We start from the raw sequence: 25033 nt of genomic DNA on the forward strand, positions 1-25033 counted from the left end.
CGCCGGCGTCGTCAAGTGAATTTGACGTCACAGGTGAGCGCGATCTGCACCACGACGATGCACGCGTAACCATTTACGGGGTTGGAAACGTTTGCGCCAGTAAACGTTTGTAAACGAACCTGTAACTCTAATAATACGCATCGGTTCTAGACTGCTGCTGGTTCGCAGCGCCGTCGCTGGTTTTTGAACCGGCAAACGTTCTCCATCAGCAGGCGCGTCATCCGGATTGACCCATGTGGCCGGCCGTTTAGCCCATCTCTCGCATAGCGCCGCTTCCATGAATTCAAAACGCCAGGCCGTCTTTCTCCATACCGGCTACAGGACGGCGGGGACATGGCTATGGTCATGCTTTCGTAAGCTCGACGATGCCACCGCCTACTACGAGCCGTTGCATGAAATGCTGGCGAGCATCGATGCGCTCAAGCTTGCGAGCAGCACCGCCGACAGTTGGCGTTCCGGTCACCCGGCGCTCGAAGCGCCGTACTTCGCCGAGTTTGCGCACCTGCTCGAGCCCGGTGCCGGTGGCATTGCCGGCTACGAGGCAGAGTTTTCGATCGACCGCTTCGACGGCCAGGCGCCGCCGGGAGCCGAACGTCTCGAGCGCTACCTGCGCGGTCTGCTGGACGCTGCGCACCAGCAAGGCCGCGTGCCGGTGCTGAAATTCTGCCGCTCGCTCGGGCGGCTGGCGTGGTTTCGCGCCACCTTTCCGGACGCGGTGCATATCGTGGTCGAGAAAAACCCGATCTCGCAGTGGCAGTCCTGCTGGCAGCTTTTTGCGGCACACCGGAATGCGCATTTTGTGGCCGTACCGTTTGTGGTGCTGGCGCTGAACCGGCACGTACCGCTGGTTCAGCGGACGATCGCGGCGTTGCAGGTCGAGTTGCCTGTGCCGCCTGCCGGCACGGAGGCGCAGATCGTCGAGTCGTACCTGTCGTTCTACAAGGAGCACGTCGCGACGATCGCGCCGTTGCAGGCGTACCGGGCGTTTCTGGCGCACTGGATCCTGACGCTAAGAGACGCGGCAACGCATGCCGATGCCCTGTTCGATTGTGACCTGGCGGGCCATTCACCCGCGTATATCGAAGGCGCCGAACGCTGGATTCGCGAGCTAACCGGTCTGCGCCCGTCGTTTCGCAGCGCGCGCGGCGAAGCGGGTGCGGAACGCCAGCATGGTTTCGAGCCGCTCGAGGGCTTGCAGGTGCACCTCGACGCCCTGAGCTTTGCACGCACCCTTGCGGCCAGCGGCAGCGTCGAGCCGGACGCATTGGTGCTGTGGACCAGCAAGCTGGCGCAGGCCACCCAGGTGATGGCGTTCGGTGCGGCGGCGAACTGGCCGCAGCCGCAGGTCCCGGCCGGCCGTGCGTCGCGCATGGTGGATGTGGCTCTGATCGACGGCGAGGGTATCGATGCGATTCTGCATGCCGAGCTCGCCGCGACGCGGGCCGCGCTGGCCGAGGTCAAGAGCGAGCTGGCGCAGGTGCACAGTTCGCCGTTGTGGCGTCTGATGAAAAAAATTCGCAAGCTGCGCGCCCCGAAACTGTTCCACCGCGCTCGCCGTGGCGTGAGGCCATCATCCGCGGGCAAAGCACAGAACCTGCGGCCGATGGCCGAGCCACGCCGCTGACCCTCACCGCTGACCTGCAGCCGCTCAGGCAGAAAACGCAAGCAGCCCGAACCAATCGGGCTGCGCAGCGGCTCCCTTCTCCGCTAATGCCTGCCTTTTCAGGCCGCGTCTCCCGGTATCAACCGCGGCTTGGTCAGCGTGTAGGTAATCTGCTTGAAGATCGTGCTGAGATTGGCGGTGCCGCCCGCTGCGTTGGTGCAGGTATCCGAGTAAAAGTACGCGGAGCCGCTGGAGATGTCCTGCATCGTGGTGCATGGCGACAGGCTGTCCGTACCGTCGCTGCAGGTCGCGGAGGACGACTCGCCGCCGATGTAGGCGACGGTGTAGATCTCTGTTCCTGCGGCCTTGGCTGTGGCCGCGTCGTTGATGGCGGTCTGGCACTCCTGGTTGTACGTGCTGCTGAACGTGCTGCCCAACTGCTTCGTGCTCGAGGTCGCATCGCCATCGCTTAGCAGCACGATGACATTCTGTCCCGGCGGGTTTTGCGACGCCGACAGCGTGCTCAAGGCGCTTTGCGCCTGGGTGATCGCGTCGCCGTAGAACGTCCCGAGCCCGCCGATTGCAGAAAGGCCGTTGCAACTGCCGCCGCCGAGCGCCTGGACCACAGAAGAGCTGGTATTGGCTGAGCCGCTGCTGCTGAGAAAACCGCTGGCGGGAGACGAAATCTCGTAGCCGCCCAGTGTCGAGCTGGCGCCGGACGCAACGGCGGAATAACTACCCGCCGTGCCGGGCTGAGACTTCGAGCAGGAGTATGTATAAGTCGACGTCATGGGCGGAAACACCATCAGGCCGACGTTATCGCCCGCGTTAGTCAACCCCGTCAGCAGTTCGAGTGCGCCGGCCTTGGCGCAATTTTCACGGCTGAGCGCGGTGCCCTGGGAATTCTTGCAGTTGCTATCGGTGTCGTTCATCGACGCTGTCGTATCGAGGATGATCATCACGTTGTATTGCGCGGCCTGGGTGCCGCCGCCGGCGCCTGCCTTCGACGATGCACTGATAGTCGCCGACTTGATGCCGATGGCGCGCGCGAAGAACGTGGGCACGCTCGCCACCTGTGTCACTTCGATACCGTTGTAGCCCGAGGCGGCTTGTGCATATGGCAAGGTGACGCTCGCCAGCTTGAGCCCCGTGATACTCGTGCTTGTCACGCTGACATTGCCGGGCAGCGTGTTGCTGTTGCTGTCGGTTTGCCCGGCCGCGTAATTCTGGGCATCCGCCTGTGAGGTGGCCCAGCTCTTGGTCCACAGGTCCGTCGCGCCGGCGAGGGCGGCGGCATCGGTGGCGGCCTGCAGGCGTCGCTGGCTGAACATCAGGTAACCGACGTCGACGGCAATCGCCGCGAACGCCAGCAGCGCCACCAGCGACAGGGCGACGATCACCGAGATGGAGCCGCGTTGTCCGGCGCGCGAGCGGCGTGGCGCTTGGTTCTGGTTCATGAAGGGCCTCCGGCCTGGAAATTGACGTGGCGTGTTCATTGCACGCGCTCGATCATCGTTGAATTCAATGAGGCGGGCATGCCGACCAATCCGGCCAGCGTGCCTTTGAAGAGCGGAGAAAACGAGCTGTAGGTGACCGTCACCGTCGCCGGGTCGCCCGCTGCAGTCGAGAGCGCGGTGGCGCATTCCGTATCGGTGGTGCATTGCGTGCCGTTTACATACGTGGTGATCGAGAGATTTCCCGTGACCAGGTACGAGGCTGCGGTGGTCACCTGGGTCTTGGTGGTGCTATACGGTGTGCTGTTGCCGCGCTGCGACGCGAAGTAGCGCGCCGCCGACGAGGTGGCGTTTGCCACCATGACGTAGTTGCCCAGCAGCCAGCCGAACTGCGCCATGCCGAGGACAATGACGAGCAGGGGCGGCGCGAGCAGCGCGAATTCGATCGCGGCGATCCCGCGTTGCCGGCCGGGCCGCTGGGTTTTGCGCAGACGCGCCGCGGGTCTCGCCAAGGCGGCGCGCAACGGCGTGCGCGTGGTATCGGGTAGTAGGCTGGCGTTCATTGCACGAGCTCCGACATGGTGGCGCTCAGGGACGTTGGCATCATCGACTTGAGGCTGTACAAGGCGCCTTTGAACGGCGAACTGAACGTATAGCTGAGCGATACTTTCGCCTCGGTGCCGGTGGCCGGCGGCTGGGTCTGGGTGCCGAGCGCACTCGCGCAGGCGGTGTCGCTCGTGCAGGTCGTACCGCCGACGCTGATGGTGATCGCCAAGGTGTTTTTCAGCGTCGAGGTGGCGGACAGGATGGCAGCCTCGGTATCGGAATACGGTGTGGCATAGCCTCGCTCGGAAGCGAGCAGATGCGCGCCTACCGACGCGGCGTCGGTGAGCAGCAGATAGTTGTTCATCAGCGTGCCGAACTGGACTGCACCGAACAGCACGAGGAACAGGACCGGCAAGACGAGTGCGAACTCGACGACCGCGGCCCCGCTTTGACGATTCCGTTTCATAGGCCCTCCGTGTCCTTACGCCCCTGCCATGCCCGGCAGCAGGATCCGGTAGATATGAATGAACGCCGGCCCGAGCAGCACCACCAGCAGCGCGGGGAAGATGCAGAACATCAGCGGAAACAGCAGCTTCAGTCCGATCTTCGCGGCCAGTTCTTCAGCCCGCATGCGCCGGCGCGTGCGCAGCGTGTCGGAGAGCACGCGCAGCGATGCGCCGATGCTGGTGCCGAAGCGATCGGACTGGATCAGCAGCGTGCAGAACGAGTCGACATCCTCGACGCCGGTGCGCAGGGAGAAGTTGCGCAGCGCCTTTTCCTTGGTGAACCCCGAGCGCATCTCGAGCAGCATCAGATCCAGTTCGCTCGCCACCACGGGGCTGTTGATGCGAATCTCGCCCGACACCTTCATCAGCGCCGCATCGAGACTCAAGCCCGCTTCGACGCAGACGGTCAGCAGATCGAGCGCATCGGGAAAGTCTTCGAACAGCTTGCGCTTGCGCCACGCGATCCGGCGTCCCAGTACCAGGTTCGGCAGGTAGTAGCCGATACCGCCCAGCGTGAACAGCACCACCGAGAGTTCGTAGGTGTCCCGCGCGACCTCGGTGTGCAGCAGCCACAGCATCGCGGTGAGCGGCATGGCGATGGCGAGCGCGGTCTTCGCGGCGAAGTAGATCGGCGCCGCGCCAGGCGAGCGCCAGCCCGCGTTCATCAGCCGCACGCGCAGCGACGAGCGTTCCCAGCCCTCCTTCGGGACCGACAGCCGGGAGATCGGCCGCGAGATGTCGGCGAGCTTTTCGAGCCACTCGCCGCTGTTTGATTCGGCGCCCGTTCCCGGCGCGGCCGCGGGCGCTGCGTTGGCGCCGCCGGCCTGCTCGATCCGGCGGCTCATGTCGCGTGGCGCAAACGCATGCATCGCGCCGAACGCCGCGGCGAACACAATGGCGAATACGCCTAGCAGAATCAGCATGTGCATCGTATCTGGCGTTTGCATGACTACCTCTTCGTATCAATGATGAGCAGTGCGACAGGAACGGCTCGTAGAAATGACGCGGCGCTATACGCGCATCTTGACGATGTGGCGCATCCAGAACACGCCGAACACCATCGTGCCGAGCACGGTCCAGACCAGCTTCAGGCCAGCGGGGTCTTGCCACAGCACGTCGAGGAAGCCCGGATTGATTGTCACCATCACGCCAGCGGCGCCGAACGGCAACAGCCCCAGGATCCACGCGGACATCTTCCCTTCGGCCGACAGCACGCGAACCTTGTCGAACAGCTTGAAGCGTTCGCGGATCAGCAAGGTGATGCCGTCGAGCAGCTCGGCGAGATTGCCGCCGGTCTCGCGCTGGATCAGCACGGCGATCACCAGGTAGCGCAGGTCGCGGATCGGCACACGGGTGGCGAGATTCAGGAGGGCTTCGTTGAGCGAGATGCCGTAATTGATCTCGTCGAAGGTGATGCGGAACTCGCCGCTCATCGGTTCGGCGAACTCGCTGCCTACCATGCCGATCGCGCCGGTGAACGCATGCCCCGAGCGCAGCGCGCGGGCCAGCATGTCGCAGACGTCCGGAAACTGGCGGTCGAGCTTGCGCAGGCGCCGCCCGCGCCGATAGCGCACGTACAGCAGCGGCAGCACGGCGCTCAGCAGCGCCACCCCGAGCGAAGGCCACAACGGCAGGCCCGCGAACAGCAGGATCGCGAGCGTGGGCGGCGGCATGACGGCGCAGATGCCGAACAGGCGCCCCACCGTCCACGACACGCCGGACTGCTGCAGGAACAGGTCGATCGCATGTACGCGCGGCAGGTACAGCAGCCCTTTGTCGAGCAGCGACGATTCGGAGAGCAGGCGCTCCTTGAGGATGCTCAGGCGCGTGCTGCCCAGGTGGCCACCGGCCGAGACCGCGCGAATCCGCGATTCGACCCGCTTGGCTGCGGGTCCGTGCCGGCTGTTCCACCATTCGTACGCGCCCTCGATCGATAGCACGACGGCAGCGAACAGAAGCACGATGGCTGCATAGAAGATCGGGGCCATGCCAGTCTCCAGATACTAAGGGTGCGGGCGCCTGAACCGCTCGCGCGGTTCAGGCGGTTTCAAACTGGCGCGCCGGGTCGTAGACGCGCTCGGGCAAGACGACGCCGAAGCCTTGCAGGCGCTCCGCGAACTTCGGCCGCACCCCGGTCGCGCAGAAGTGGCCGCGCACGTTGCCGTTTGCATCGACGCCGGAGCGCCGGAAGGTGAAGATCTCCTGCATGTTGATCATGTCGCCCTCCATGCCGGTCAGCTCGGAAATGCTGATGATCTTGCGGCGGCCATCGGTCAGGCGGGTGGCTTGCACGACCACCGAGATTGCCGATGAGATCTGCTGGCGCATCGTCTTGGTCGGCAAGGAAAGGCCGCCCATGCTGATCATGTTTTCGAGGCGTGTGAGCGCGTCGCGCGGCGTGTTCGCGTGGATCGTGGCGAGCGAACCTTCGTGGCCCGTGTTCATCGCGTTGAGCATGTCGAGTGCTTCGTCGCCGCGCACTTCGCCGAGAATGATCCGGTCGGGGCGCATGCGCAGCGCGTTGCGCACCAGCGTGCGCTGCGTGATCTCGCCGCGCCCTTCGATATTGGGCGGCCGGGTTTCGAGGCGCAGCACGTGTTCCTGGCGCATCTGCAGTTCGGCGGCGTCTTCGATCGTGACGATGCGTTCGTTGCTCGGAATGAAGGCCGACAGGATGTTCAGCAGCGTGGTCTTGCCGCTGCCGGTGCCGCCCGAGATGAGGATATTGACCTTGGCGCGCACGAGTCCGTCGAGCACTTCCGCCATGGGTGGCGTGAGCGTCTGCAGCTCGATCAGGTCGGACACCTGCAGCGGGTTGACGGCAAAACGCCGGATCGACAGCAGCGGCCCGTCGACGGCAGAAGGCGGGATGATCGCGTTGACGCGCGAACCGTCGGGCAGGCGCGCGTCGACCATCGGACACGATTCATCGATGCGCCGGCCGACCCGCGAGACGATTTTTTCAATCACCTTCATCAGGTGGGCGTCGTCATAGAAGGTCACGTCGGTGCGTTCGAGCCGTCCCTTGCGTTCGACATAGGTATGCTGGTACGTGTTGACCAGAATGTCGGAGACGGTCGGGTCGCGCAGCAACAGTTCGAGCGGACCGAAGCCGAACATCTCGTCGTGCACGTCGACCACCAGTTGCTTGCGTTCGAGATCGTTGGCGGGCGCCTTCTGATCGTCGAGGATCCGTCCAATCAGCGTGGCGATTTCCTGGCGCACCTGGTCGGGCGGCAGGCGCGACAGCCGTTCGAGTTCGACGCGTTCCAGCACCGCCAGATGGATCTCACGTTTGAGCTTCTGGTAGGCCCCCCGCACCATCGTGCCCGGCGTGCCGCCCGCCTCGGAGCGCTCGACGAAGGTCTGCACGCGTTGGGCTGAGATCTGTTCACGAAGCGACATGATGTTTCCCCTGTTGGTCCAGTTGCATTTCAAGCTTCGGCGCCGCCTGACGGCCGAGCATCCTTGCGAATAGCGACTCGCCCTTGGCACGCTCAGGGCTGGATCCGGCGGCCCGGCTGGCAATGTTGGCGGCGAGCGTCTGCAAGCTGCGCGACACGCCGCTCTTATGGCCTGTCTTCGAGATCGGCAAGCCCTGGTTGATCGCCTCGGAGACCGCGGCAGCGTCCTCCGGTATGACCTGATACGGGCGCATGCCGAGCACCTGCTCCATCGCGTCGCGGGCGCGTTCTTCGTGGCGCGCATAGCGATTGAGCAGCAGCCGCGTGCGGTCGGCGGCATAGCCGAGCGAGGCGAGAATTTCCTGCAGCCGGCGGCCGGCGCGCACATGCGGCATGCTCGCTTGCAGGACGATGTGGATCTGGTTGCTGCGATCGAGCGCGAGCATCGAGTTCGGATTGAGCGTCTGGCCGAGGTCGAAGATCACGAAGTCGTAGCGCGGTGCGGCGACGCCGAGAATCCATTCGAGGCGGTCTTCCTTGATCTCGGCCGCCTTCACCGGGTCGCCCGCGCCGGCGAGGATATGGAAGTTGTCGCTGACATGCAGCACGCTGGCGTCGAAGAACGCGTGGTCCATGCGCTCGATCTGCGAGCACAGTTGCGGCAGCGTCGACGGTGGCGTTTCGTTCGTCACGAGGAACGCGGCGTCGGCGAAGAGCTGGTTGAGGTCGATCATCAGCACGCGCTTTTGCTGCTTGCTGGCGATCGCGTCGGCCACATTGGCGGCAATGAAGCTGGTGCCGACACCGCCCTTGCACGACATGAACGAGACGATCTCGGTGGTATGCGTATGGCTTTTCAGGCACTGGGCTTCGAGACGCGCGAGCGCATCGCCGAGTGCGCGCCGCTCGAGCGGCCAGCTAAGCACGTCGCGAAAGCCGGCGCGCATCGCCGCGATCAAGGTCTGCGGCGACACATCCGGGGTCAGCAGGATGCAGGAGAGGTGTTTGTGCTTCTGGCACAACTGCGCCACCACCGGCAATTCCGCGTCCTGGGTCGAAGCGGCGTCGACGATCAGCACATCGAAGGCATCGAGGCTGTCGCCGCGCTCCAGCAACAGCGACGGGCTGTCGGCCGCACGGGTGGTGCGGTAGTCGCCGCATTCGCCGAGCATGTGCACGACCTGGGACAGGCGCGTCGCGTCTTTCGAGGTGATAAGAATGTCGATCATGATCGTCTGCGCCAGGCTGTCGAGGGTTATTGACCGCTGCTGCCACCACTGCTGCCGCCGGTGCTTACGCCGATCACGAACGGATTGGTGTTGGTGGCGGGTTGGGCGAACGACTTGTCGTACTGGGTCATGGCGGAGGCGGCAGCCTTGCCGTCGATTCCGTCAACTGACGGCGTGTGCTCGGCCGCCCGCGGATCGATGATCTGCGCCTGGGTGACGGCTTTTTCGGCCTCGCCGAAATGCGCGTCCCAGATCGGCGAGCTGGACATGCAGCCGCCGAGTGCGACGAACGCCGTGACGCTCAGTGCGGCGCGCGCCGCGAAGCGAAGGGTTGCGAGTTTCATGAGATTCCCCTGTCCATCACATCAATGATCGAGCGCGGTGTGGGCGCTGCTCGCGTTGGCCATGTCCTGCTGTGCTTCGCGCGGGTTGGGCAGCGCCTCGCTCGAGCTCACCGGCACTTGCGGTGCGGGAGCCGGTGCCGGCACGGGCGCCGCAACCGGGCCAGGAGCCGTTGCAGGTGTCGCTGCAGGCGTCGCTGGGTTGCCAGCCGCAGGCGTACCCGTGCCTGACTTCGGCGCACCGCCGCGGCCTTCCATGTCGCCGGTCGCATAGATGTCGGCGTCCTTCGGTTGCGTGAAGCTGTCGGTGGGCAGCGGCAGGTTGGCGGTGCGCTGCGGCCTGACGAGGTGCGGCGTGATGATGAACACCAGCTCCGTGCGGTCCTGCTGGAACGACGTGCTGCGAAACAGGGCGCCTAGCACGGGCACCTCGCCGATCCCCGGCAGCGCCTTGAGCGCGCCGCTGATGTTGTTGCTGATCAGCCCGCCGATCGCGAAGCTTTCGCCGTCGTTCATCTGCACGGTAGTGGACGCCCGCCGTGTGGTAATGAGCGGCAGGATCGTCACGCCGCTGACATTGGTCGCGCTGAGCGTCACGCCGGTCGGCGAGAGTTCGGACACTTCAGGGGCGACCTTCAGGTTGATGCGGCCGTTGCCCAGCACCGTCGGAGTGAATTTGAGGCCCACCCCGAAGTCTTCCTGCTGCAGCACGATCGAGGTCGCGCCTGTGCTGCTGCTTTGCGGCACCGGAATGAACACTTCGCCGCCGGCGAGGAAGGTGGCTTCCTGGCCACTGATCGTCACCAGGTTCGGTTCGGCGAGGATCTTCACGAGGTTGTCGGTCTTCTGCGCGTCGACCGAGACCTGGAAGGGCAGCTTGTTGTTCTTGTTGACCGAGATGCCGCTCGAGACACCCGCGAGCAGGCTGCTCACCAGCGCGCCGGTCCACGACCCGAAGCCGCCCTGGATGTTCACCGACGCGCCCAACTGGTTCATCAGCGTCTTGTCGACTTCCGCCACTTTTACTTCGAGCATGACCTGCTGCGGCGCATCCACGCTCAGCATGTTGAGCACGCCACCGCCCTTGGCGGCGCCGTCCGTACTGGTGTGACTGCTATAGACAGTGGCGATTTCGACCGCCGTTGCCGCCGCCTGCGCGCTCGACACGTGGCCCGCCAGTACAAGGTTGTCGGCGGCGGTGGAGACGCGAATGCCGTGTTCTTCGGGCATCAGTTGCGTGAGCGAAGCCTGCAGGCCGTCCGAGTCGACATTGACGACGACGTCGATGATCTGGCATGCGCCGCTGCGTCCCTGCACGATCATATTGGTGCTGCCGACCGATTCGCCGAGTACGTAGAGCGTTTGCGGCGAGACCATGGTGGCCTGGGCGATCGCGGGGTTGCCGAGTGTGCGGTTGCGCACAGGTTCGCTGACCGGCACGAGGGTGGATTTGCCGACCGGTACGAACACGGTGCTTTCGCCGCGAACCGTGCCGGTGCAGTTCGGGCCGTGCAGCGGTCCGGTGGGCGCGGCTGCAGCGGCGGCGTTGCCGGGTGCGGGCGCCATGCTGATGGTCATCTGCAGCGGTTCGCGGCCCATCGGCAGGGCAGCGCTGGCGCTCGCCTTGGCGGGTGTGCCGTTGTCCGGGGCGTGCTGCGCGAGCGCGGTTTGAGTGAGCGCGATCTGGCCGAGCAGCAGGCCAGCGCCCAGCCAGGCGACCCATACCGCACAGCTCGCCTTGGTGCGTCGCGGCGTGTGGCCGGACGGGAAATCAGGTTTCGTAGTCATGTTGTGGTGCCCCCGTTGCTGGATCCTGTAGATCGCGTTCGTTGTCTGGTGTGGGTCTGGGTCTCGCGCAGCGCCATCGCCGGTTGGTCTCTTGCTCCGGCTACGCCGCGCCCGTCAAAAGCATTCCTGGCTGCCGCTCACGCCCGACAGCACGCCGATGCAGTCGCGTTTGACCGGCGCCCGGCTCACGTACTTCACGCGAGTGGGTTGGGGGGCGACAGGAGCGGACACTGCCACGGGGGCCGAGGCGCCGAGCAAGCTCATCTTGGTGGCGCCGGCGGTGGCGAGCGTGTCGGCGTCCACCTGATTGCGCAGCACCAGCGAGAGCGTGCCGACGCTGCGCGCAAGGTCGAGCTTCTCGGCCTGATCGGGCGTGACCTCGAGCGTGACGGCGTTGACTACCTTGGGCGCCGTGTCGTCGCGATTGACCTGTTGAGCCACCGCCAGCACGAGGATCTTCTCCAGCACCGTCTTCGAGATGCTTTGCTGGGTGTCGTTCTTGTTAGTCGGCTCCTGCGTATTGACGATCACGTCGACGTAGTTGCCTGGGAGTGCGAAGCCGGCCACGCCGACCACATCGTTGACGCGCACCGTAATGGCGCGGTGGCCTTCGCCGATCACGGCGGACAGGCCACCCTTGGTGCCGACCGGCGCGAGCTTCGATTCGAGCACGGGTTCGCCGCGCTGCACGCTGGCTCGCAGCACGCGGCCGTCGAGCGTCTTCGGGTCGCTGAAGGCGCCGGGCGGGATGCTGTCGGTGGGCCAGTTGACCGTGTGGACCATGGCGCCGGTAAGCGGCTCGCCGAGGTTGATGTCGTCGGAGGCCACCGCCACCTGGGTGACCGCCCCCGATGAGGTCTGCACGAGCCAGCGGGAAGCGAATACCACTGCGGAGAGACCCGCCAGCATGGCAATCGCCAGCATGATGAATGCACGACTGTTCTTCATGACGTTACTCCTCGAAACACGAGTGAAAGGCTGGCAAGGCGCGCTGTGTTCATGTCAGGTTCGCGAACAGCACGCCCAGGGTTCCTGCAGCAATGGCGACCCCGTAGGGCAACGAGCCGACCGACGCGAACGGCGCCGGCTGGTCTGCGGCAGCGTTCGAGCCGCGCCGTGCGCCTCCCGCCACCATGTATAGGAGGTTGCCGAGCAGCTGGCCGGTGCGGCGCCTGTGCACAGTCAGCGCCAGCGACCAGACGCCGCCGATCACGAACGTAGCGAGTGCGATCTGGACGGTTGGCCACGCACCTAGCCACGCGCCGATCATCATCAGCAGCTTGACGTCGCCGGCGGCCATGCCGCGTAGCAGATAAAACGGCAACAGCACGGCAAAGCCGGTGAGTGCGCCGGTGAGCCATATGGCACTGCCGGAGAGCGGTCCATGCAGCCAGCCCTGCACCAGCAGCGCGGCGACGAGCCCCGCGGCGATGATCGGGTTGGGGATGCGCCGGCTCACGATGTCGGTGCTCGCGGTGATGATCGCGAGCAGCACCACGCAGGCGGGTATCGGATGAGGCGGGAGCGGAAAGCCTGGCATCATGAACCTCGTTGGGTGGTTCAGACCGACGCTGCAACGTCGCTGAACAGCGTATTCAGATTGGTGCCGGCCGCGGCTACGGCGCCGACGATCACGATCGCAATCAGGGCGGCGAGCAGTGCGTACTCAATGGCTGTGACGCCGCTTTCATCGTCGAGAAAGACCTGAAGCCTGGCGATGGCGCGGAAAAAGCGGGTCGGCGCGACCGGCTGCGACGCAACGAGCTGGGAAACGGAACGAGCTGTATTCACGATTGACTCCTTGATGTCGGGCCGGCGCGGACCCCATCTGCAAAAGCAGGACGGACGGACGACGGGTGCCGCGTGGTCGTCCGCCGCCGGGACGCTCAAACCGAAGCGGCGATGGTGCTGAACACCGTGTTCAGGTTCGTGCCAAGTGTCTTCACCGAACCGATGATGACGATGGCAATCAGCGCTGCGATGAGGCCGTATTCGACGGCGGTGACGCCGTTTTCGTCGCGGATGAAACGCTTGGCTTGCGTGAGGATGGTTTGCATGACAGTCTCCAAGAGGACTACTACAGATATAACCCTGTGCCGGAATTGGCCTCGGGGAAGGGACTACAGGTACAGCAAGGTGGTACTGCAGGAAAAACGGTGCGGGTTAGTCGCTGTGCCGAGGCGGATCGTCATATACGAGCGCATCTGCATCTGTGTCGGCATCGACTGATAAGGCAAGCTGCTGGCAGGCAGCTTTGCCAGCGGCGGTCCTTGCGACAGCGTCACGGTAGCCGGGCCACGCCGGCAGTGAAATAAAGGCGGCGCGGCTGGCCGGCTCGCCGGAATGCTTCGATGCGGCAGCGAGCGGCTTCCAGTTCAGCGGCTCGTGCGCAGGGCGTGCAGTGATACGCCCGAATGCGTGGTTCTTCATGTTCTATCCCCGTGTTCTGCTGCTTATCTAAGGCATGGAGTCTGGTCGGAACTCCTGTCTGCGGTGTCCGGTTTGTTTCTGGACGGTGCGTCTTCGACTGCCGCGCTCACTCCTACGCAAGGCGTGGGCCAGCTCGCGAAAAACCGCGTAAATGCTGGGCCTCTGCGTTGCCAGGGGCCGCTGACGCGCGGCTCGTGCCCGGTCTGTCGCAAACTTGAGACAAGTCGAAGGGTGGGCGAGGCCAGCCAGGCTCCCGCAAAGGCGCATGCAGCCAGCATGTCGGCCTCGGCCCAGGGACTTTCCATGAGTGCGGCGCGGCGGCGAATTCACGAGAAATCAGGGCGATTCAAACAACCGGTCCGCACAACGTGTCTCAGCTGTGAGCAGCCCGTGTGCGGTAAGCCACATAAGGCCTGCGCTTTGGGCAGCACCGGGAGGTTTGGCTGTCGAGGATCGCCCGCGCGTAAAAACATCGGACTTGAAACTTGAATTGTTTTCCTACAACAATGAAGCGACCAGCAAGGCGATAGATGCAATCGCATGCTTAGGAATCGAAACAAAAAAAGACCTATCGAATACGCCGGCTGACCTCCGGCGCACACCAAGGCGGGGATGATGGATAGTCTGGTTCGGGGATTGAACTGCGCGGAGCGCCACATACGTGACTGGGTGACACGCGACCGGCTGGTCGTGTATAGCGGCTTCGCGCTTCTGGTCGAGGCGGCGATCCTCGTCTTGTGGGCGTGGAGCAGCAAAGGCTTCACTGATGGCAGCTACCGGCCCGGTACCGACTATTCGGTCTTCTGGGTGGCCTCGCATCTGATGCTGCACGGCGTGCCGGCACAGGCCTACGACTATGCCGCGTTCGGCAAGCTCGAGCAACTGCTGCTACCCAGCTATCAGCACGGCGGCTTTCTGCCGTGGCTGTATCCGCCGATGTTCCTGTTGCTGGTTACGCCGTTCGCGCTGCTGCCATTGTGGGCGGCGTTCTTTGTGTTCGTGGCGGCGAGCCTGGCGCTCTTCTGCGTCGGCGTATGGCGTGTCTCGGGCCTTGATAAGGCGCTGGGCAACGCAAAGCTGGCGGCCTTCGTCGTGGCGGCGTCGCCGTGCGTATTCGTGTGTGCGGCGTTTGGTCAGAACTCGCTGCTCTCCGCAGCGTTGGCTGCTTTCTCGGTTCGCTGGCTCGAGCGCCATCCGGTGCGTGCGGGTCTGTGCATCGGCCTGCTGGTCGTCAAGCCGCAGATGGCGCTGTTGTTTCCGCTGGTGCTGATCGCGGCGCGGGCATGGCGTGTGATCGCGGTAGCGGCACTCACCGCGGCGCTGTTCACGGCGCTCAGTGTGCTGGTGTGCGGAACGCAGTCGCTGCATCTGTTTCTCGCCAGCGCGGGCCTGGCGCGCGGCGTCATACTCGAACACGGTGTGCGTTTCTGGCTCGCTTCGCCCACGCCGTTCGCCGCCTTCCGGCTGGCCGGCCTCGATCTGACGCTGGCCTATCTCGCCCAGGCGGGCGTTGCGCTGGTTGCGGCAGTGGCCGCCTACGACGTGTGGCGGCGTACGTCGGACTGCGCCGCGCGCGCGGCGATTCTGGCGGTGGCGACATTGATTGCCAATCCCTACGTCTGGCACTACGAACTGGCGTGGCTTGGCATCGCGCTCGCTTTCCTCGTCGCAGCCGGATTGCGCCGCGGCTGGAATCGCTACGAGCAGATCGTGCTCGTGCTCGCGTGGCTCCTGCCGCTTTATGAATTTTTCAACCGCGCGGCGCAAGGGCCGCAGGTTGGCCCGGTCGTGCTCCTGCTAATGCTGCTGATGATCATGCAACGCGTACGCAGCGATGCTGGGAGTGTGCGATGAACCCGCTCTCGTCGAACGTGATGCGGATCGCCCGGCGCCGGGCACCGGGCGTCTACGGGGCGGCTCACGCTGCCCACACCGCCCATGCCACCCGCTGGCCACATTGGCTCAACAGCGAGCGGCTGCGGATCTACGGGTTGGTGGCGCTGGCCTGTTATGGACTGTTCCTCGCCGTGTACGTGTATCGCGCCGAGTGGCAGCACCGGCCGGATTTCGGGCCGCTGGCGCTGGATTTCCTGCCGTTCTGGAGCGCATCGTTTCTGGCCTTGCATCGTCACGCGATCGATGCGTACAACCTCGTTGCGCTGACGGCGGTGGAGACCGAGGCGATCTCGCGCTCCCCCGGCATCCTGCCGTGGCTCTATCCGCCTACCTTCCTGCTGGTGGTGTATCCGCTGGCGCTGCTGCCGTTCAAGATCGCGGCGGCTGCGTTTCTCGGCGGCACGCTGGCGTTCTTCGTCAGTGTGGTGCGCGCGATCGTCCCGGGCCGGCAAACGGTGCTGCTGGCACTGGCGTTTCCGGGTTCGGCGCTGGTGATGGTGTGCGGGCAAAACGGCTTGCTGACCGCCTCGCTGATTGGACTGGGCCTGGTGCTGCTTAGACGCCGTCCCGTGTTGGCCGGCATATGTTTTGGATTGCTATGCATCAAGCCGCATCTGGCCGTGTTGCTGCCGCTTGCGCTGTTGTGTTCGCGCTCGTGGCGCGCGCTGGGTGCGATGGCGCTGACTGCGGCGACGCTGCTCGCTGTCTCCGTGCTGCTGTTCGGCACGGCAACGCTGCTGGCGTTTCTCCATAACGCGGGATTTATCAGCAGCCTCGTCGAGTCCGGCCGGGCGGCGCTCGCACGCATTCCCACTGTGTTTGCGATGGCGACGCTGGCGCATGTGCCGCGCGCATGGGCTTATGCCGCGCAGGGCGTCGCGGCCTTGGCCGCAGCGGCAGCGGTCTGCCATGCGTGGGGGCGTGACTGTTCCTATGCGTTGCGCGCTGCCGTGCTGGTCTGCGCCAGCCTGCTCGTCAGCCCCTATCTGTTCGACTACGACCTGACCTGGCTGGGCGTGCTGATCGCGTGGTATGCGCGGCATGGCCTGGCTCGCGGCTGGAAGCGCTACGAGCGCGAGTGGTTGGTGGGGTTGTGGTTCGCGCCGATCGCAGGGGTCTTCGTGGTGGCGCAACTGAAGTTCCAGTTCATGCCGCTCGTGATGATCGCGACGCTGTGGATGCTGACGCGGCGGATTGCCCGGGAGCGGCAGGAGTCCGTCGTGCTGCAAGACGATAACGGGGAAGGGGGCAACATGTCTCACCATAACAATAGAAACCTGATTTCGCTGGTCGTGCCTTTCTATAACGAAGGCGAGGCGGTCGGCCATTTCTTTGCGCAGATTGTTCCGGTGCTCGAAGCGATTGAAGGGATTCGCTTCGAGATCGTCTGCGTGAACGACGGCAGCAAGGACACCACACTTGAGCAGCTCATCGCAGTCAGCGCGAAGGACGCGCGCGTGCGGGTGGTGGATCTGACCCGTAACTTCGGCAAGGAGGCTGCGCTGACGGCGGGCCTCGACGAAGCGCTCGGCGACGCCGTAATTCCGATCGATGCCGACCTGCAGGATCCGCCCAGCCTGATTCCGGTGATGATCGAACACTGGCGCGCCGGCGCGGATGTGGTCGCCGCGAAGCGCAGCAACCGGGCCAGCGATTCGTTCGCAAAGCGGACCGCCGCCGCGCTGTACTACCGCGTCCACAATGCGCTCTCCGATCTGAAGGTGCCGGAGAACGTGGGCGACTTCAGGCTGATGGACCGCGTGGTGGTCAATGCGCTGAAGCGTTTGCCGGAGCGCCGCCGTTTCATGAAGGGGCTGTTCGCGTGGGTGGGCTACCGGACTGTGATCGTCGAGTATCAACGCGAAGCGCGCAGTGCCGGGCATTCGAAGTTCTCGGGCTGGCGGCTGTGGAATTTCGCGCTCGAAGGCATCACCGGCTTTAGTACTGTGCCGCTGCGCTGCTGGACCTATATCGGTCTCGTGATCGCCGCTGTGGCGTTTGGGTACGGCGGCTTCATGATCGGACGCACGCTGATTTTCGGCAATCCGGTGCCGGGTTATGCATCGCTGTTGTGCGTGCTGCTGTTCATGGGTGGGATCGAGCTGATCGGCATCGGTGTCGTGGGGGAATATATCGGGCGCATCTACTACGAGTCGAAGCAGCGGCCAGTGTACCTGGTGCGGCGCCGCTATCAGGCCCGCAGCAAGGTGAGCGCCCTGCCGCTGCGTGAGGGTGTGGCGCGTGCGGCAGCGCCGCTGCGCTTCGAGCATCCGCGCAAGCGTGTGACGCTGCGGATGCGGATGCGGGTGGCGGCGCGCTAGCAGCGTTGGAGGTGGCGCCGCCGGATGCGTTTGCGGCGCAGCGGCGGTGGAACTGGCGTCACACCGCTTAGGCTTGGCCTATTTGTTTTCGGCGAACAGATGCGGATCGATTGCGGCGGCCATCGCCTGGTAGCCGGCGTCGTTCGGATGCACATGGTCGCCGCTGTCGAAGGCAGGCAGGAGACGATCGGGATGAGCCGGATCGCGTACCGCCTGATCGAAGTCGACTACCGCGTCGAACGCGCCCGCGGTGCGGATCCAGCGATTGACCGCTGCGCGCTTTGCTTCGCCCGCTGCTGTATAGAACGGTGCATTGGCGCCCGCAAACGGTGTCAGCGTGGCGCCCCAGATTTTCAGGTGCTTTGCGTGGGCGCGAGCGATCAGCACTTTCATCCCGCCAATAATCTGTTCGGCCGATACGTTCGCCTCCGGCGTCTTCAGCACGTCGGCGGCAGCGATGTCGTTGATGCCTTCCAGCAGCAGGATCCAGTGCACGCCGGAGGTGTCGATGGCGTCACGCTCGAAACGCGACAACGCGCTCGGTCCAAGGAAGGGATCGGCGCCGTTATGCAGGATGCGGTTGCCGGCGATGCCGGCATCGACGACGGCCACCGTGGCGAACGCCGGATCGGCGTGCAGGCGCGCGGCGAGCGCGTCCGGCCAGCGGGCGTTGCGGTCTTCAGTCGAACCTGCGCCGTCCGTGATGGAATCGCCGAGCGCGACGAGCGTGTGCGCCTGTGGCGTGGCGGCAACCTGGACGTCGGTCAGAAAGTAGCGGCTGTCGTCGGGATCGGCGTTGGGTTTGGCCGCAGCTTTGCCATCAGGTAGCGAGAGCGCCGCGGTAGCGTCGGCGCCGCGCGCGATGAAAGCGGTCTGCTGGCCGAGCAGATGGGTGGTCGTCGCGCCCGCACCGGGTGCGACGTACAACGTCACCGCCAGCTCTTCGAGGGCGCTCACCGGAAACGCGGCCGGGTCGCTGAGTACCTCGGCGCCTTTGGCGATCGTTACGGTGGTTTTGCCGCCGAAGGTCAAGGCGTGGTCGGTGCCGGGGCGGATGGATGAACCGCTGGCATGTGCCGCGATGTGCACGGGCCCGAGGGTGATCGGGCCGCTGCCGTAGAGATTGGACAGGCGAATGCGCACAGCCGCTCCGCCAATGCTGGTCCGCACCACCTGGCGCAGCGTGCTCGCGGCCAGCGGCGGCCCGGCCGAGTCGGGCGACGCTGCCCAGGCGTCGACCCAATGCGGATTGGCTGTGGAAGCGGCGGGCGTGACGCTCGCGGATGCGCTAACGGCCAGCGAGGCGAGCCAGAGCGCTGCGGGGATGTGTCTCAGTGCGGATATTTTCATCGGTTTGTTTTCCTCATTAGCCATGCCCCGGCCGGCGTACGGCGCGCACTTTCCCGCTGCCTCCGCCGCCGCAGAAGAACTGATCGGCGCCATCGGATTCGAGCCCTGATACGCCGACGCCAGCGGGCATATCGAGCCGCTCCAGCACGTCGCCCGTGCGCGGGTCGATTCGCCGTAGCTCGCTCTCGTCGCCTTCCCAGGTGCCGTGCCAAAGCTCGCCGTCGACCCACGTGACGCCCGTGACGAAGCGGTTGGACTCGATGGTGCGCAGAATCGCTCCCGTATGCGGATCGACCTGGTGGATTTTCCGGTCCCGGTGCTGTCCGACCCAGAGCGTCCCTTCGGCCCACGCGAGTCCCGAATCGGCGCCGCCGCCGGGAGCCGGGATGGTGGCGAGTACCTTGCCGGTTTCTGGATCGAGCTTCTGGATGCGGTCCTCGACGATCTGGAACAGGTGCTGGCCGTCGAAGGCTGTGCCCGCATGCGCGGCCACGTCAAGCGAGCGTACCGTCTCGCCGCTCACCGGATCCATGGCGTTCAACGTCTCGCCGGAGGCAAACCAGACCTGCTTGCCATCGTAGGTGACCCCGCCTATCTTCTCGACGCCCGGAAAGGGCCCGTATTCGCGGATGATTTCGGCTGCGGCTCGTTTCATGATTTCCTCCCAATGGTTGCGTGGATTTCATCCTACTCAGACGGCAGGGGAGCGGGGAGTAACAAGGTGGTCGTGAAACCCGCCACGGGCGGCGTCATCCAGCGCTGCGCACGGCCGCGACCGAACGGCTGCACCTTGCCGGCTGCCGCCAGCGAATCGAGCGCGCGCTGCACGCTGCGCTGGCTCGCGCCGAGCGCCAGCGCGAGACCGGAACTGGACCACGACTCGCCATCGGCGAGGAAGGCCAGCACGGCCGCATGTTTCTCTTCGACAGGCCGCGCCAGCACGACCACCTCGCTCGCGCCATGCGGCAGCAGCGTAAAGCCATGCTTGGTCGCTGTGATGTTCGCCACCGCCCGCAACATGGTGCGCAGCCGCCCGACTTCGACTCGCAAGCGGGCGCGATGCGATTCGTCGGCGTGTTTCGCCCGGAAGGCGCGTGCGACGAGCGTGTCCCTCGGCACGTCTGCTGGCCATGCTTCGGCCAGCGTGCGCAAGAGCGTGAACAGGACCGGGCGGCGTGCCAGCGACACGACGCTGCCGGCCTCGCTGACCGCATACCGGCAGGCGTCGATAACGAGCGCTTTCGATGCCAGTAGCGCTTCCACTTCGTCGAGCAGCAGAAACCGCTCCTCACCCCGCGCGATCAGGCGGGCTGCGGGCGTGTTCAGGGTATGTGACGCGCTGCTGACCTCCGCGCTGAGCGCGGGAATTCCGGCGTGGCGCGCGGCCTGTCCGGCGCGGGCCAGCGCCGCGCGTGCCGTCTGCGTGTGCAGGCGCCGCATGGCGAGGCCGGCCACGACCAGCTCGTGGGCGGCTCGCAAGGCAGGCGGGAAGGGAGCCGGGTCGAGTCCGGCGAGCAGGCGTCCGGCTTCGTCGAGGTGGCCAATCAGGAGCAGGCGCCGCACCTCGAGATAGCGTGCATGCGCGGCGTTCGCCTGGTCGCCATGCGCTTCGAGCGTGGCGCGGGCGGCGCTAAGCGCTTTGGCCGGCCAGCCGAGATCGCGCGAGACGAGGGCGATCTCGGCCTCGGCAACGACACACCGCGCGCGGGCCACTGCCTCCCTGGGACCGAAGGCGCGCGCCGCGCTTCGCAGCAGCGCCTTGGCGCGCACGAGGTCGCCAAGCTGGGCCATGGCGATGCCGCGTAGCGCGAGCGCCGCCGCATCGTCGCGCAAGGCGACCCGGTTCAGGGCGCCGAGCGGATCGCCCGCCGCGAGCGCCCGGGCCGCGGCCGTGACTAGCGAGTCCATGGTCTATGCGAATCCCGCCACACTTGTCACTCCCGCCGTTGGGTGCCCGGAACTAATCTAACACGACCAACCACCCGTCCGTCGTATCGTCAGATGAACATGCGACGCAGGACACCTAATGGAGGCGAACATGACTACGACACACAGCACTGGAACCCGCGAAGCCTGGCTGGCCGCACGGCTCGAACTGCTCAAGGCGGAGAAAGAATTGACGCGGCGCAGCGACGAAGTGGCGCGGCAGCGCCAGGCGCTGCCGTGGGTTCGGATCGACAAGGATTACCGGTTCGAGACCGGGCAGGGCAGCGCGACGCTGGCCGAGCTGTTCCAGGGGCGCTCGCAACTGCTCGTCTACCACTTTATGTTTGGGCCCGACTACGCGGCTGGCTGCCCTTCGTGTTCTTCGATCGCAGACGGGTTCAATGGCATCTTCGTTCATCTGGCCAATCACGACGTGACTCTGACGGCGGTGTCGCGGGCGCCGTTTGCGAAACTGCAGGAGTACCAGCGGCGCATGGGCTGGACGTTTCCGTGGGCGTCGTCGTACGGCAGCGATTTCAACTTCGACTTCAATATCGCGTTCACGGAGGCGCAGCAGCGCGAGGGCGAGGTCGAATACAACTACCAGCGTGGCCGCCATGCGATGGACGCGGACCCGGCGCCCGCGCCGGTCGCCCAGTTTGCCGCGAACTGTGGAACCGATCCGCAGACCTACGCGCGCGACCGGCCCGGCATGAGCGCGTTCGTGCTCGAGGATGGGGTGGTTTATCACACGTACTCCACCTATGCGCGTGGCGTGGATGGAGTCTGGGGCATGTACCAGTGGCTCGACCGGGCTCCCAAGGGGCGCAACGAAGCGGGCATCTGGTGGAAGCGGCACGACGAGTACGGCACGCGTTGAGGTGCGACGTGAATACGCTTCGCGTAGCCTGGGGGCGGGAGGTCTCGCGGCTTGGGGTCTCCCGGTTTGTCGGGTTCTTCGGCGTTGCAGGGCTGGTGTTCGCGGCCAGCGTGGCTGCGACGGCGGTCTGGTGCCTGTCCATGTCGGCGATGGGCGATATGCCGATGCCCGGCGCCTGGGGGATGTCCGCGGCATGGGCGCCGATGTGCGGGCGGACTTGGGTCCGCGCGGCGGCGTCGTTCGCCGGCATGTGGGTCGTGATGATGGTGGCGATGATGATGCCGTCGTTGGTGCCTGCGCTATGGCGGTATCGTGAGGCCGTAGCGGGTAGGGCAGGCGACATGCGTCCCGGGTATCTGACTTTGCTGGTGGGCGCGGGATATTTCTTTGTTTGGGCCGTGTCGGGGCTGGCGGCCTTTGCGTTGGGGGCCGTCCTGATGACGCTTGAGATGCGGCTGCCGGCGGTGGCGCGCGCCGTGCCGGTGGCGACCGGTTTGCTTGTCCTGGGCGCGGGAGCGTTCCAGTTCACCAGGTGGAAGGCTCGCTGTCTGGCACGCTGTCATGAAGCGCTGGGGCGCGGCGCGGCGTTGTCTTGTTGCATGGCCTCGGCATGGCGATACGGTTGCCGTCTCGGCCTACGTTGCAACTATGCCTGTGTCGGCTTGACGGCGACCCTTCTGGTCCTTGGCGTCATGGACCTACGGGTGATGGCGGGCGTGACCGCAGGCATTACCGCCGAGCGTCTGGCGCCTGGCCGCGAACGGGCCGCGCGAATCGTTGGAGTGGTTCTCGTCGGACTGGCTGTGCTGCTGATTGTTCGTGGAGTGGCAGGGATCAGATCTGCAACACACTAACCCGGTCCCGGCCTCGCGCGATCACCCCCATCGCGTCGAACACCGCGGCAAGATTTCGCTGACGTTGCGTGAACCAGCCGTAATGCCAGCGGATCGCGGCGTTTGCGGCGATGCCGAAATAGATCGCGCAAGCCAGAACAACGAAGCCGTCCAGTTCGATAGTCGTTTCGCCGCCGCCGCGTGGGTCGTTCAGTCCGATGTAGGTCCAGATAACGATAGCCATTGCGGCGAAGGCGATGACCTTGGCCCCTTCGCGCCAACGGCTGCTTTTCCACACGCGAGGCAGCCGGGGCAGACAGTCAATTGCCTGGAAATCAATCCCGCGTTGCGACTCAATGTTGCGCAGGGCGAACGAGACGTACACCTGCTTGCTCCGGAGATCGAGAAGTCCGTAGACAAACTGCTCACCCGAAAATGCCTCCGAAGCGACCGCCAGTCGAACATGGTCGCCGTTCGAGAGAAGCATCGGCGCGGGTGTAAAACCAAAATTATTGACACCGCGCTGCGCCGCGTACAGTACAACCGATGCACCCGATACTTTGAACCGTAACACCTTGAAAGTGGCGTGGTTCGCACCGCCGGACTGCTGGACGCCGGTCGTCACGGTGATCTCGGTTTCCGTTAAATCCGATATCTCTCCTTCTAGCGCGACAATCTTTGCGTTGCGCAAGCGGGCGGAGGTTTCAGCGCTCAGTTCTTTGTCTGGGCGCTCGGCCGCCGTAACCGGTAGCGGATCGGCCGGTGCAGCTTGAACTTCTTTCGTGCGTGACTTGGCGGGCGGCGGCATCTATCCGGACGTTGTGCAGAAGAAAACGCGCAGAATGCCACGCAGTCTGCCACGCTGCAATTCTGGTGTGCTTTTCATGCGTGATGGATGAGGAAATGCGCACGGCGCGCCGCTATGCATGTAGCGGTGTCAAACCCGCGCGAACCTCCTCGGCAAACTATTGCGGCTGTTCCCACGCCGCGCCGCCGCTCTCAGCGATGCGCGTACAGGGAACCGAGGCCGGGGCTGACCTTCGCGGCGTTGGGCGCGCCAGCGTCGGAAGTGCCTGCGGCCACAGCACCATACGAGGAATTCACCACTGCTTGATCCTGAGCATGGAGGCGTGCCTCGGCCGCTTCGATATTGCGCGGGTATTGGGTTTGATCGCTGGCCTGGTTGTACCCGGCCTGCTCCAGCTGGACGAGTTCTTCGCGTACGCTCTGGCGCGTCACAGGTGAATTCGACTGTGCGAAAGAAGCGATGGGGGTGGCGAAAACAGCGGCAACGGCGAGCAATCGAAACAGCTTCATGGTCATACTCCATTCAAAGTTCAAGGTTTCACAAAACAAAAGAATAAGGATTGCTTAACATATGGGAAACGGGATCCATCCCGTGGCGTCAGGATGATCAACCGCCCTGATACAGCTTGCGCAGACTGGCGAGTTCGCCATCCTGCTCGGCCTGCACCAGTTCATGGCGGACCTCGGCGCGGGTCTTCTGCGTTGCGCCGGTTTGGCTCGGGTTCCATGACTGAATCTGCGCGGTGGCCGCTTGAGAACCGGTCGTTGCCGCGACATCGGAAGCGTGAGCGAGGCCAGCCGTAGCGAATGCAGCAAAGGCCAAAGCGAACATTGAGGTTTTCATGTCGTACTCCGTAAACTAAACAATTAGAAGGAAGGCGCCGGGGTTTTGGGGAGCAAGAGCGGCAATCCAGGCAGACTCTGCGGTGTTGCTTGCATCTCGCATCCGGCGTTGATGCATTAAAACCCGCGAACGTATCTGGCTTGTGTCGAGAAACGACGCAATTGCAATGTTGTGTGTCGTCTCGATGTGCAGATACATTGCGATACGAATCACGGGTTTTCCGCCAGCAAGGCCTTGATCTTTGCCTCGGTCTCGTCGTAGTCGCCTTCGCCGAAGTGCGTATAGACCACGTGCCCTTTCTTGTCGACCAGATAGAACGCAGGCCAATACTGGTTGCTGTAGGCGTTCCACGTTGCATAGCGGTTGTCCTGGGCTACCGGGAACGTAATGTCGAAGCGCTTGATGGCCTCCTTGACGTTGTCGGTGTTGCGCTCGAACGGGTACTCGGGCGTGTGGACGCCGACCACCACCAGACCCTGGTCCTTATATTTCTGATTCCAGCTCTTCACGTAGGGGATGACGTGAATGCAGTTGATGCAGGTGTAGGTCCAGAAATCGACCAGCACAACCTTGCCGCGCAGTTGCTGCATGGTCAGAGGATTGCTATTGATCCATGTATCGATGCCGGTGAATTCGGGTGCAGTATTGCTGTTGCTTGCCGGGTTTGAAACCGGACTGGCGGCAGCATCGGCCGCAGGACTTGCAACGAGACTGGCGATCAGCGCGGCGCCGCTAGCCACGGTTGCAGCGAGCAGGGCCACGGTAGCGATGGGTTTGAGTCGGGAGAGCATGTCAGTGTCCTTTCAGGGAGGGAAGAGCGCGGGCATTCCATTGCCTGGCATGGATGCATTGGAACGCCCGTTCGTATCTGGCTT

26 protein-coding genes and 1 pseudogene are annotated in these 25033 nt (G+C 64.6%); 6 read left to right on the top strand and 21 right to left on the bottom strand.

Features of this window, described 5'->3' with window-relative positions; genetic code table 11:
* Nucleotides 1-277 precede the first annotated feature (277 nt).
* Entirely contained in the window at nt 278-1624 is a 1347-nt protein-coding gene (locus BLQ92_RS29415) for a hypothetical protein (protein ID WP_143016685.1), read from the top strand.
* Between the two features lie 98 nt (nt 1625-1722).
* On the opposite strand, the gene BLQ92_RS29420 is transcribed toward BLQ92_RS29415, so the two are convergent.
* The 14 genes from BLQ92_RS29420 to BLQ92_RS29480 form a co-directional block, all read right to left on the bottom strand.
* Complete coding sequence (locus tag BLQ92_RS29420; RefSeq protein WP_175772719.1) at nt 1723-3060, bottom strand: pilus assembly protein TadG-related protein; 1338 nt, start codon at nt 3058-3060, stop codon at nt 1723-1725.
* A 35-nt stretch (nt 3061-3095) separates the two neighbouring features.
* The gene (locus BLQ92_RS29425; protein ID WP_090690272.1) at nt 3096-3620 is read right to left on the bottom strand and encodes a TadE/TadG family type IV pilus assembly protein; all 525 of its coding nucleotides are present in this window, start codon (nt 3618-3620) and stop codon (nt 3096-3098) included.
* Nucleotides 3617-4069, bottom strand: coding sequence for a TadE/TadG family type IV pilus assembly protein (locus tag BLQ92_RS29430; protein WP_090690275.1), 453 nt, complete (start codon nt 4067-4069; stop codon nt 3617-3619). Before BLQ92_RS29430 ends, BLQ92_RS29425 begins: the two co-directional genes overlap by 4 nt.
* A gap of 15 nt (nt 4070-4084) precedes the next feature.
* Nucleotides 4085-5056 carry a type II secretion system F family protein gene (locus BLQ92_RS29435; protein WP_090690279.1) on the bottom strand — a complete coding sequence of 324 codons (972 nt, stop codon included), beginning with the start codon at nt 5054-5056 and terminating at the stop codon, nt 4085-4087.
* 63 nt (nt 5057-5119) lie between these two features.
* Entirely contained in the window at nt 5120-6097 is a 978-nt protein-coding gene (locus BLQ92_RS29440; protein WP_090690283.1) for a type II secretion system F family protein, read from the bottom strand.
* Between the two features lie 49 nt (nt 6098-6146).
* Entirely contained in the window at nt 6147-7514 is a 1368-nt protein-coding gene (locus BLQ92_RS29445) for a TadA family conjugal transfer-associated ATPase (RefSeq protein ID WP_090690286.1), read from the bottom strand.
* Nucleotides 7501-8742: a CpaE/TadZ family protein gene (locus BLQ92_RS29450; protein ID WP_090690290.1), complete on the bottom strand. Its 1242-nt coding sequence runs from the start codon at nt 8740-8742 to the stop codon at nt 7501-7503. The genes BLQ92_RS29445 and BLQ92_RS29450 overlap by 14 nt, the downstream gene beginning before the upstream one ends.
* A 26-nt stretch (nt 8743-8768) precedes the next feature.
* A complete protein-coding gene (locus BLQ92_RS40220; RefSeq protein ID WP_175772720.1) occupies nt 8769-9086 on the bottom strand; it encodes a hypothetical protein in 318 nt (105 codons plus the stop codon).
* Nucleotides 9087-9107: 21 nt separating this feature from the next.
* A complete protein-coding gene (locus BLQ92_RS29455) occupies nt 9108-10871 on the bottom strand; it encodes a type II and III secretion system protein family protein (RefSeq protein ID WP_175772721.1) in 1764 nt (587 codons plus the stop codon).
* Between the two features lie 114 nt (nt 10872-10985).
* Nucleotides 10986-11819 carry a Flp pilus assembly protein CpaB gene (cpaB, locus tag BLQ92_RS29460; protein ID WP_090690294.1) on the bottom strand — a complete coding sequence of 278 codons (834 nt, stop codon included), beginning with the start codon at nt 11817-11819 and terminating at the stop codon, nt 10986-10988.
* 49 nt (nt 11820-11868) lie between these two features.
* A complete protein-coding gene (locus tag BLQ92_RS29465; RefSeq protein ID WP_090690297.1) occupies nt 11869-12414 on the bottom strand; it encodes an A24 family peptidase in 546 nt (181 codons plus the stop codon).
* 17 nt (nt 12415-12431) lie between these two features.
* Nucleotides 12432-12590 (bottom strand): Flp family type IVb pilin, encoded by a 159-nt coding sequence (locus BLQ92_RS29470; RefSeq protein WP_090690629.1) that lies wholly within the window; start codon nt 12588-12590, stop codon nt 12432-12434.
* Nucleotides 12591-12757: 167 nt separating this feature from the next.
* Entirely contained in the window at nt 12758-12928 is a 171-nt protein-coding gene (locus BLQ92_RS29475) for a Flp family type IVb pilin (protein WP_090690301.1), read from the bottom strand.
* A 106-nt stretch (nt 12929-13034) separates the two neighbouring features.
* Nucleotides 13035-13301, bottom strand: a complete 267-nt coding sequence (locus BLQ92_RS29480) for a hypothetical protein (RefSeq protein ID WP_090690304.1) — start codon at nt 13299-13301, stop codon at nt 13035-13037.
* Nucleotides 13302-13916: 615 nt separating this feature from the next.
* On the opposite strand from BLQ92_RS29480, the gene BLQ92_RS29485 reads away from it, so the two are divergent.
* From BLQ92_RS29485 to BLQ92_RS29495, 3 genes and pseudogenes are all read left to right on the top strand, one after another.
* Nucleotides 13917-15155 (top strand): glycosyltransferase family 87 protein, encoded by a 1239-nt coding sequence (locus BLQ92_RS29485; RefSeq protein WP_090690309.1) that lies wholly within the window; start codon nt 13917-13919, stop codon nt 15153-15155.
* A 20-nt stretch (nt 15156-15175) separates the two neighbouring features.
* A pseudogene (locus BLQ92_RS29490) lies at nt 15176-16168 on the top strand (glycosyltransferase family 87 protein); the annotation flags it as partial.
* Between the two features lie 282 nt (nt 16169-16450).
* The gene (locus BLQ92_RS29495; protein ID WP_090690632.1) at nt 16451-17518 is read left to right on the top strand and encodes a glycosyltransferase; all 1068 of its coding nucleotides are present in this window, start codon (nt 16451-16453) and stop codon (nt 17516-17518) included.
* Nucleotides 17519-17596: 78 nt separating this feature from the next.
* On the opposite strand, the gene BLQ92_RS29500 is transcribed toward BLQ92_RS29495, so the two are convergent.
* The 3 genes from BLQ92_RS29500 to BLQ92_RS29510 are packed head-to-tail and all read right to left on the bottom strand — an operon-like array spanning nt 17597 to nt 20776.
* A complete protein-coding gene (locus BLQ92_RS29500) occupies nt 17597-18868 on the bottom strand; it encodes an SGNH/GDSL hydrolase family protein (RefSeq protein WP_244106379.1) in 1272 nt (423 codons plus the stop codon).
* A gap of 16 nt (nt 18869-18884) precedes the next feature.
* On the bottom strand, nt 18885-19523 hold the full coding sequence (locus BLQ92_RS29505) for a Vgb family protein (RefSeq protein ID WP_090690312.1): 639 nt from the start codon (nt 19521-19523) through the stop codon (nt 18885-18887).
* A 32-nt stretch (nt 19524-19555) separates the two neighbouring features.
* Nucleotides 19556-20776 carry a helix-turn-helix domain-containing protein gene (locus BLQ92_RS29510; RefSeq protein WP_090690316.1) on the bottom strand — a complete coding sequence of 407 codons (1221 nt, stop codon included), beginning with the start codon at nt 20774-20776 and terminating at the stop codon, nt 19556-19558.
* Between the two features lie 130 nt (nt 20777-20906).
* Here BLQ92_RS29510 and BLQ92_RS29515 point away from each other — a divergent pair, with 130 nt between their 5' ends.
* A complete protein-coding gene (locus BLQ92_RS29515; RefSeq protein WP_090690319.1) occupies nt 20907-21674 on the top strand; it encodes a DUF899 domain-containing protein in 768 nt (255 codons plus the stop codon).
* Nucleotides 21675-21682: 8 nt separating this feature from the next.
* Nucleotides 21683-22528 carry a DUF2182 domain-containing protein gene (locus BLQ92_RS29520; protein WP_244106380.1) on the top strand — a complete coding sequence of 282 codons (846 nt, stop codon included), beginning with the start codon at nt 21683-21685 and terminating at the stop codon, nt 22526-22528.
* Here BLQ92_RS29520 and BLQ92_RS29525 read toward each other — a convergent pair.
* The 4 genes from BLQ92_RS29525 to BLQ92_RS29540 form a co-directional block, all read right to left on the bottom strand.
* Nucleotides 22509-23315 (bottom strand): hypothetical protein, encoded by an 807-nt coding sequence (locus tag BLQ92_RS29525; protein WP_090690321.1) that lies wholly within the window; start codon nt 23313-23315, stop codon nt 22509-22511. The genes BLQ92_RS29520 and BLQ92_RS29525 overlap by 20 nt on opposite strands.
* A gap of 191 nt (nt 23316-23506) precedes the next feature.
* Nucleotides 23507-23830, bottom strand: a complete 324-nt coding sequence (locus BLQ92_RS29530) for a DUF4148 domain-containing protein (protein WP_425312521.1) — start codon at nt 23828-23830, stop codon at nt 23507-23509.
* Nucleotides 23831-23921: 91 nt separating this feature from the next.
* Nucleotides 23922-24158, bottom strand: coding sequence for a DUF4148 domain-containing protein (locus tag BLQ92_RS29535; protein ID WP_090690328.1), 237 nt, complete (start codon nt 24156-24158; stop codon nt 23922-23924).
* 209 nt (nt 24159-24367) lie between these two features.
* The gene (locus BLQ92_RS29540) at nt 24368-24949 is read right to left on the bottom strand and encodes a thioredoxin family protein (protein ID WP_090690332.1); all 582 of its coding nucleotides are present in this window, start codon (nt 24947-24949) and stop codon (nt 24368-24370) included.
* Nucleotides 24950-25033 lie beyond the last annotated feature (84 nt).

The organism is Paraburkholderia phenazinium (assembly GCF_900100735.1).
In the GTDB taxonomy this organism is placed as follows: Bacteria; Pseudomonadota; Gammaproteobacteria; order Burkholderiales; family Burkholderiaceae; genus Paraburkholderia; species Paraburkholderia phenazinia.